The sequence below is a fragment of the Marinobacter sp. genome (assembly GCF_052094685.1).
Taxonomy (GTDB): Bacteria; Pseudomonadota; Gammaproteobacteria; order Pseudomonadales; family Oleiphilaceae; genus Marinobacter.
The window spans coordinates 1-8656 of the sequence record NZ_JBQDKB010000123.1 but is presented as its reverse complement, the minus strand read 5'-3'; the positions used below and the strand labels follow the sequence as shown (position 1 = coordinate 8656).

11 protein-coding genes are annotated in these 8656 nt (G+C 56.8%); all 11 read right to left on the bottom strand.

Translation table 11 applies throughout. From position 1 onward, the window contains the following. Positions 1-360, bottom strand: a 360-nt coding sequence (locus tag ACTH3S_RS16825; protein ID WP_441810167.1) for a F0F1 ATP synthase subunit B family protein, incomplete at its 3' end; no start/stop codon positions are given. Positions 361-368: 8 nt separating this feature from the next. Beyond that, positions 369-647, bottom strand: a complete 279-nt coding sequence (locus tag ACTH3S_RS16820; protein ID WP_022990721.1) for a F0F1 ATP synthase subunit C — start codon at positions 645-647, stop codon at positions 369-371. Further along, positions 644-1342, bottom strand: a complete 699-nt coding sequence (locus ACTH3S_RS16815; RefSeq protein ID WP_441810166.1) for a F0F1 ATP synthase subunit A — start codon at positions 1340-1342, stop codon at positions 644-646. The genes ACTH3S_RS16820 and ACTH3S_RS16815 overlap by 4 nt, the downstream gene beginning before the upstream one ends. Continuing rightward, a complete protein-coding gene (locus ACTH3S_RS16810; protein ID WP_441810165.1) occupies positions 1342-1656 on the bottom strand; it encodes an N-ATPase subunit AtpR in 315 nt (104 codons plus the stop codon). Before ACTH3S_RS16810 ends, ACTH3S_RS16815 begins: the two co-directional genes overlap by 1 nt. Then, positions 1653-1955 (bottom strand): AtpZ/AtpI family protein, encoded by a 303-nt coding sequence (locus ACTH3S_RS16805; RefSeq protein ID WP_441810164.1) that lies wholly within the window; start codon positions 1953-1955, stop codon positions 1653-1655. The genes ACTH3S_RS16810 and ACTH3S_RS16805 overlap by 4 nt, the downstream gene beginning before the upstream one ends. Beyond that, a complete protein-coding gene (locus ACTH3S_RS16800; protein ID WP_441810163.1) occupies positions 1952-2362 on the bottom strand; it encodes a F0F1 ATP synthase subunit epsilon in 411 nt (136 codons plus the stop codon). The genes ACTH3S_RS16805 and ACTH3S_RS16800 overlap by 4 nt, the downstream gene beginning before the upstream one ends. Next, entirely contained in the window at positions 2359-3735 is a 1377-nt protein-coding gene (atpD, locus tag ACTH3S_RS16795) for a F0F1 ATP synthase subunit beta (RefSeq protein WP_441810162.1), read from the bottom strand. The genes ACTH3S_RS16800 and atpD overlap by 4 nt, the downstream gene beginning before the upstream one ends. A gap of 19 nt (positions 3736-3754) precedes the next feature. Next, positions 3755-4666, bottom strand: a complete 912-nt coding sequence (gene arcC, locus ACTH3S_RS16790) for a carbamate kinase (RefSeq protein WP_441810161.1) — start codon at positions 4664-4666, stop codon at positions 3755-3757. A gap of 34 nt (positions 4667-4700) precedes the next feature. Beyond that, positions 4701-5702 (bottom strand): ornithine carbamoyltransferase, encoded by a 1002-nt coding sequence (locus tag ACTH3S_RS16785; RefSeq protein WP_441810160.1) that lies wholly within the window; start codon positions 5700-5702, stop codon positions 4701-4703. 18 nt (positions 5703-5720) lie between these two features. Then, positions 5721-6950: an arginine deiminase gene (locus ACTH3S_RS16780; RefSeq protein ID WP_441810159.1), complete on the bottom strand. Its 1230-nt coding sequence runs from the start codon at positions 6948-6950 to the stop codon at positions 5721-5723. 14 nt (positions 6951-6964) lie between these two features. Next, positions 6965-8461 (bottom strand): YfcC family protein, encoded by a 1497-nt coding sequence (locus ACTH3S_RS16775; protein WP_441810157.1) that lies wholly within the window; start codon positions 8459-8461, stop codon positions 6965-6967. Positions 8462-8656: the final 195 nt, after the last annotated feature.

Below are 8656 nucleotides of genomic sequence, written 5' to 3'. Positions count from 1 at the left end.
CTGTGCGGTGAACTTCTGGCGTTCACGCTCAAGGTGCTTGTGCCAGTCTTGCTGTTCCTTCTCCAGCTTGGCACGGGCTTCGGCCAGCAGGCTGTCGCGCTGATCCTCTGATTCTGTCAGGGCGCGTTTGAGCACGGCATCCTGGTCAGACAGCAGCTGCTGTTTCTGCTGGCGAAAGTCCGCTTCGACGGCCTGGGCTTTTTTCTCGGCCTCCCCGGCCTCGGCCATGCGGTGGGTTATTTCAGCCTCGCGGGCATCGATACCGTCAAGAATCGGGCGATAGAGAAAGCGCTTCAGCAGCCACACCAGCACCAGAAAGTTGGCGATCTGTGCGAATACGGTAATCCAGTCAATGGACATGGTCGGCTTTAGCCTCCTGCGGCAACCTGCATGGCATCCCAGAACGGGTTGGCGAAAATCAGAATCATCGCCACCACAAAACAGTAAATGGCGGTGGATTCGATCATCGCCAGGCTCACAAACAGGGTGCGTGACAGGGTTGGGGCTGCATCCGGCTGCTGCGCGATGGCAGCGATCGCAGCAGCGGCTGCGCGCCCCTCACCCAGAGCGGGGCCAATGGCACCGATGGCGATGGTCAGGCCGGCGGTAAAAATCGAAATGGCCGCAATAATGGCAAGATCGGTCATGACTTATCCTCTTTTTTAAGAAGTGGGTGGTCTGGTTCTGCCGTCGCAGATGAAATGTAAACGGTGGCGAGAATGGCGAATATGTACGCCTGAATCATGCCGGTTAATAACCCCAGCATGTCCATAACCACCGGGAAGAAAAACGGCGCGACGGTCAACAGGATGGCCGCAATGACCGCGCCGCTCATCACGTTGCCGTATAGGCGGATGGCCAGCGAAATGCCGCGGGAGAACTCACCGATAATATTGAACGGCAACATGATGATCGATGGCTCGATAAAGGTTTTCAGGTAGTGCTTTACACCACCGCTGGCTATGCCAAACACCGGCACGGCTGCCAGCACAGACAAGGCCAGTGCCGCCGTGGTGGACAGCGACGATGTGGGCGGCGAAAACCCGGGTATCACCAGCATCAGGTTCGACAAGGCGATGAACAGGAACAGGGTGCCGGCAAAGTACATAACGTGGCGTGCCGAGTTGCGGGTGACCTCCTCGATCTGGCTCTGGATCAGCTTTACGATCACTTCCAGCGCAGTGCGCCAACGATTGGGCGGCACATCCGGGCGCAGGTTGCGGGTGATCAGCATGGAAATACCCACCAGCAACGCCATCACAATCCAGGTGTTGACGATGGTGGCGTTAACCTCCCAGCCTGCCAGTGTGAACACAATAATGTCATCGGGGGTAAGCTGCATTATGTGCCCTCCTGAGTGGCTGCAGTAGGCGCCTTGCTGATCCTGACCCAGAACACGGCCACCAGCCGCGCCAGGAAAAACGCCAGGGCGTAGCCGGCGATGGCCCAGTTGCTGCTGGCTGAAGCGGTTACCAGGAAACCAACGCCAAGCAGTATCGCAATCCGGCAGAAAGAGCTGGCCATCAGCCAGAGCCCGGGGCTGTCAGAGGCCAAGGCGCGTCGCATGCCCCAGGCCAGCCCTATGAAGAACAATGCGCTGACGGGTAAGCCAAAAGAAAATCCCAGCAGCACCGCGTGCCAATCTAGCGTTATCACCGTTTGTCTCCTTTCTGATCCGGCCCTTCCCGTTCGATCCAGCCCCAGGCAATGATGCCGCCGACAACCACGCCGCCCAGAATCAGTGCAATGGGCCATGAAAAGTTCTGGGGTGCGACCTTGTTCAGCCATAAGCCCAGAAAGGCGCCAGCCACGGTGGGTACCGCGATCGACCAGCCAATGATTCCGAAGGCACCCAGCCCCCGCAGAGGGCTGACCCCTGGCTCGCCCCGTGCACGCTTCATGCGCTCGGCACTGCGCCGGATATCGTCTGCGGAACGATCTTTTTTTGGGCTCATACCGTGGGTTTCCGCAATTCACCAAAGCGCCGTACTAGGCCTGCTTCCAGCCGGGATAGGGCTGAACGTGCCACTCGTTCTTCTTCGTCCACTTCGATAAACGCAGCCTGTATGGTTTCGTTCAGGGATTCGAGATCCTGGCCTTGCACACCGCGGCGTATGGCAATGTCTACCTGGTGGCCTTTTTTCATCAGCACACCTTCGTCCACGCCAAAGAAGGCTTCGGTGCCGTCGGCTGAGGTGAGAATCAACACCGAGGGCACCAGTGCCGTAACAAAATCCGTATGATTCGGAAGCATGCCGAAAGCACCGTTTTGCGCGGTAGCAAACAGCTTTTTCACGCTCCCTTCGAACAGCGTTCGGGTGGGCAGCCGCAGCGTTACCTGCATAGACTCGGCAAGACTCATGATGTTTTCTCCAGATCTTTTAGAGAGCCAATCATGTAGTAATCGGTTTCGTTGTCGTGAAACTCGGTCTGATTCAGGATGGTTTCGCAGCCGTCCAGGGTGTCCTTGATGGACACGCGCCTGCCGCTGTCGCCGGTCAGCGCACCGACGGTGAAAAACGGCTGCGTGAGAAAGCGTTCAAGCCGCCGCGCCCGCGCTACGGTGGCCCGGTCTGCGGCCGAGAGTTCTTCCATGCCCAGCATGGCAATAATGTCGCGCAGGTCTTCGTATTCGGCGAGGGTACGCCTTACCGCCCGGGCAATGTCATAGTGGCGCTGACCAACAATGGCCGGCGTCAGCATAACGGAGGCAGAGCCAAGGGGATCCACGGCCGGGTAAAGGCCTTCACTGGCGCGCTTGCGCGACAGCACCACCGAGGCGGAAAGGTGCGAGAAAATATGTGCTGCTGCCGGGTCGGTAAAATCATCTGCGGGCACGTAGACCGCCTGAATGGAGGTGATGGCACCGTTGCGTGTGGATGTAATGCGCTCCTGCAACGTCGCCAGTTCGGTAGCCAGCGTGGGCTGGTAGCCAACCCGGGAAGGCATGCGCCCCATCAGCCCGGAGACTTCGGAACCCGCTTGTACAAAACGGAAAATGTTGTCGATGAGCAATAGCACGTCCTGCTTCTGATCGTCGCGGAAATACTCCGCCATGGTGAGCGCGGTTTTGCCCACCAGAAACCGTACTCCCGGGGCTTCGTTCATTTGCCCGAACAGCATCACAGTTTTATCCCGCACACCGGCATCGCCCATCTCGCGGTAGAGCTCTTCTGCCTCTCGCGAGCGTTCGCCAATGCCGCAGAACAGGCTCACGCCCTGATAATGCTGAACTGTGTTATTAATCAGTTCAGTGATCAGCACGGTTTTACCTACGCCAGCACCGCCGAAGAGCCCGGTTTTGCCGCCGCGCTCAATGGGAGACAGCAGATCGATGGCTTTGATGCCGGTTTCCAGAATATCGCTGTGGATTACGCGGTCTTCCAGCGCTGGTGGTGGCTGATGGATGGAGCGACGCACTGTCGCGGCAGGGGCCGGCTTATCGTCAATAGGCTCGCCAAACACATTGAGCATACGGCCCAACACGGTATCGCCGACCGGAACCTGGATCGGTGCACCGGTGGCCCGAACTTGCATGCCCAGCCCCAATCCGCGCACTGGCGCCAGGGCCATACAGCGCACGGCGCCGCTTTCCAGAAGCGAGGTGACTTCCAACGCCAGACTGCCGGCGTAGACGAGATCGTGGATGCGCGGCGAGGTTCCGGGAAATTTCACATCGACAACGCCGCCGCGAATTCCTACGATCTGTCCAACATCAACGACCTGATTCGACATGAATAACGAGCCCAAGCCATTAAGAGTTATTGGTGATGAGCGTGCCTGCACGCCCAACCAGAATATCGAGCGCATCCTCTAGTCGGCCAATGCCGCTGATGCCACCAGAGGCTGCAAAGTCAGAAGCGGCCGCCACCTTTGGCCCCATGGAACCGGCGGGCACATCCAGTGTTCTGGCCTGCTCCGGGGATACTTTTCGAACGGGTGCGGCGGTAGGCGTGCCAAAGTCACGATAGACCGCATTCACGTCGGTTAACAACAGCAGGGCATCGGCGTTCAGTTCCCGTGCCAGCAAAGCACTGGCAGCATCCTTGTCGATCACCGCTTCCACGCCGGTCATACTGCCGTCGTTACGGCGCAGTACCGGAATGCCGCCGCCTCCGGTACAGATAACAACCACCCCCTGATCCAGTAGCAACTTCAGCACCCGCATATCAGGTATTTCTTTCGGCGCCGGCGAAGGCACCACTCTGCGCCACTTGTCGCCATCGGCAGCAATGTGCCAGCCCGCAGCCGCAGCCCGGGATTCAGCTTCTGTCTTATCATAGACCGGGCCAATAAATTTGGTCGGGGTTTTGAAGGCAGGATCGTCCCGGTCGACAACCACCTGGGTGAGTAGGGTTGCCACAGGGCGGTCATGGCCAAGGGCATTCTCCATCTCCTGCTCGATCATGTAACCGATCATACCCCCGGTCTCCGCACCCAATACATCCAACGGATAGGCTTCCTCCGGTTTGTAAGCGGCACCCTGTAACGCCAGCAAACCTACCTGAGGGCCGTTGCCATGGGTAATAACAAGCTGATGCCCAGCGCGTACCAGTTCGGCCAGTGATTTCGCGGCGATTTTCACATTGGTGCGCTGGGTCTCGGCCGTTAGTGGCTCGCCGCGTTTCAACAGGGCGTTACCGCCCAGAGCTGCAACAATCAGCATAGAGAACATCCTTTATCAGCAATTCGAGCCAACATCAGCCCCCGAGTGTGGCTACCAGCACCGCCTTGATGGTGTGCATGCGGTTTTCCGCCTGATCAAACACAATGGATGCGGGGCTTTCGAAAACCTCGTCTGTCACTTCCATGGCGGTAATGCCGAACTCGGCTTCTATTTCCTTGCCCACCGTTGTTTCTGTGTTGTGAAAAGCGGGCAGGCAATGCATGAAACGGGCTCGCGGATTGCCGGTTTTTTCCATCAGGGCAGCGTTCACCTGATAGGGCATCAACAGCTTGATGCGTTCGCCCCACTTTTCTTTCGGCTCGCCCATGGACACCCACACATCGGTATAGACAAAATCTACGCCGGCAACTGCAGCATCCAGATCATCGGTAATCATGATTCGGGCACCGGTTTCGCTGGCGAGTGCTTGGGCTTCATCAATGATGGTTTGTTCTGGCCAGCAGGCTTTTGGTGCGCACAACCGCACATCCACTCCCATTTTGGCCCCACCAATCAGCAAACTGTCACCCATGTTGTTTGCGGCATCTCCAACATAGACATAGGCCACCTCATGCAGGGGTTTTTCAACGTGTTCTTGCATGGTGAGGAAGTCGGCAAGGATCTGCGTGGGGTGGAATTCATCCGTCAGTCCGTTATATACCGGCACTCCGGCATATTCCGCCAGCTCTTCAACAATTTTCTGGCCGAAACCCCGGTACTCAATGGCATCGTAGACACGCCCTAACACTCGTGCAGTGTCTTTCACGGATTCCTTATGGCCGATGTGGGTGCCTGTGGGCCCGAGATAGGTGACTCGAGCTCCCTGATCGTAAGCCGCCACCTCGAAACCTACTCGTGTTCGAGTCGAGTTTTTTTCAAAGATCAGCGCAAGTTCTTTGCCGCTGAGTTGGGGGACCTCGGTGCCGGCGTATTTGGCTGCCTTGAGGTCTTTGGACAGCTTCAGCAGAAAACCTATCTCTTGCGGGGAGAAATCCCGCAAGGTCAGAAAATGACGATTCTTCAGATTGAAAGCCATAGTCTTTGTCCTCTCCGGTCAGATGGGGTCACGCATTGTCGGACAGCTCATGCAACGCCCACCGCCGCGACCACGGCCGAGTTCTGCGCCTGGAATGGCCAGCACTTCTATGCCGGCTGCTTCCAGTGCCGCGTTGGTGTCGTCGTTACGGTCGTAACCGATGACCACCCCGGGGCTCAGCGCCAGTACGTTGTTGCCATCGTTCCATTGTTCCCGTTCACGCTCGGCCGGGTCATCACCGCCGGTTGCGACAACCTCCAGGGAACTATAGCCAAGAACGTCTGCCACCACGTCAAACAGTGGCCGCGGGTCCTGATGGAATGAAAGATGTTTCTCGCCTTCACCGGCTCTCAGGTCGTAGCAAACCACTTCATCGGCGACCTCCTTGAAAGCGGTGACAACGTTCCCTCCGCAGAAGGTAAAAATGGTGTCCAGGTGCATGGCCGTGCGGGATTTGGGGATCTGGCAGGCGATAACCCTTTCGGCTGTGCCTTGCTCAAACAAAGTGTTGGCCAACTGCCCGACCGCCTGGGGAGATGAGCGCTCGCCCATACCGACAAGCACGGTGCCGTTCCCCACAGGCATGACATCGCCGCCTTCCAGTGTGGCAAGGCCATGGTTTTTTGTGGGATCACCCCAAAGCACATCCACCTTGCCGGCAAATTTCGGGTGGTATTTGTACACGCCAGCCATCAATAGGGTTTCCGGTTGGCGTGCGGCCCAGTACATGGGGTTCAGAGTAACGCCATCGTAGATCCAGGAGCTGTTGTCCCGTGTGAACAGGTAGTTAGGCAGCGGTGGCAGCACAAATCCGTAGTGCCCCAAGTGGTTGCCAAAAAGCCCGGTTGGATCAAAGGGCAAATCACCCACTTCAAGGCCGCCAATCAGATATTTTGAAAGCTCGGCTCCCGGCAACTCGTCCATCCATGCGCGCAGATCGGAAATCATCCCCACGCCAATATCATTCCATGTAATCCGGTGATCCAGAATCCATTTTCGGGCGTCCGGAATGTCCAGGGTTTCGACCAGCAACTCGTTAACATCCAGTACCTCGACGCCGCGTTCCCGCATAACACTCACAAACACGTCGTGATCTTTTTGGGCTTGCTTCACCCAGAAAACGTCGTCAAACAACAGGGCGTCGCAGTTGGATGGGGTTAGCCTCCGGTGGGCTAGGCCAGGGCGGCATACAATAACCTGCCGCAGCTTTCCGGTTTCGGAATGCACTCCAAGTTTCTGTTCAGACATGGTTCGATCCTCCATTAAATCAGTGCTGCTGCACTGATCACTATCGTGATGAATACGGTAAGAATTAATAACAAGGGCCAGATAAACGCGATCCAGCGATCGTAAGACACCCGGCCAATCGCCAGACCACCGACCACTACGGCAAAGGTTGGGTTGATCAGGTTTACCAGGCCGTTGGCAGACTGAAACGCAGTTACCACAAGGTCGCGCCCCACGTTGGCGAAATCAGCAAGCGGCGCCAGAATTGGCATAGAGAGAACCGCCAGCCCGGACGAGGACGGCACAAAGAAGCTCATGCCTACCTCAATCCAGAACATCAGGTTGATAAATGCCAGTTCGGGCAGCCCGCCGAGGGAGGTTTCTGCACTGTGCAGAATGGTGTCGGCAATCATGCCCTGATCCATGATCACCACGATGCCTCGTGCAAGTCCTACTACAAGAGCAACGCCCAAAAGATCACGTGCGCCGTCAACAAAGCTGCCAGTGAGTTTTTTCTCCCCAAGGCGGGCAATAATGCCGATCACAATGGCGGAACCAAAAAACAGCGCACCCATACGGGCCATCCACCAGCCTTGAGACGATACGCCCCAGATCATGACAAAAAAGGTTACGGCGAAGATCAAAAGCGCAACAATCTGTGTTCTGGTGAGCGTGGTAGCCTGGGCTTCATCGGCATGTTTGCCCAGGAAAAGCCTGCGGTGCGCATCCCACTGTTGGGAGACTACAGAGCGGGATGGATCCGCTTTTACACGTACGGCGTAACGCATAACGTAGGCAGAGCAAATTAACAGGCCGCCAATGAGCAGGATGAAGCGCACGACAATGCCGTCGGTAAACGGAATTTGAGCCGCATTGGCTGCGATAACCGTGGCAAACGGGTTGATGGTGGAGCCCAGTACGCCCACGCCGGCTCCTACCATGATAATAGCCACACCGGTTATGACGTCGTATCCGGCCGCCATCATCACCGGGATTAGAATGACGTAGAACGCCAGAGTCTCCTCGGCCATGCCATAGGTGGTGCCGCCAATGGCAAACAGAGTCATCAGTATCGGGATCATCCAGATCTCGTGGCCCTTTAGGTGTCGCATGGCGCTGCGTATCCCGGTATCAATGGCCCCCGTAGCGTTCATGACGCCAAGGAAACCACCCAGGAAAAGCACGAACAGGGCAACATCAATGGCGTTGGCTACGTAGCTGTCGGGGTCATAAAATCCGGCTGTGGGGGCGAGCATTATCTCCATAAAGCCCTGAGGGTTGGGGTCAACCGTCTGGTAGGTGCCAGGCACCGCCACGTCACGCCCGACTTCCTCATTCATGACCCGGTCGTATTGACCGGCAGGTATAATCCAGGTCAGGGCTGCAACCAAGATAATTAGCAGGAAAAGAATGGTATAGGCGGTGGGGAATCGCGTTGCCAAATCCTGTTCTGGATCGTTTGGCGGACTTCCTGAAGCGTTATCTAATGCGGTATCAGAAGAGTTTTCTGGGGAGTGGTTATTCTCATTCACAGCACTTCTCCTTGATCTACACCGACAACTGCATATAGAGCCATTGGCAGATCCCTATCCCGGCTGTGAACGCTATTGTTCATATCCAGCCAGAGGGGGCACGGTTTCCGAATCGTTATCAGGATAGACGAGAAGGTACTGGCTAGCAGCCTGTCGGACTTGCACCTGACAGACAGCGTTTAAAGTGATCTTGTT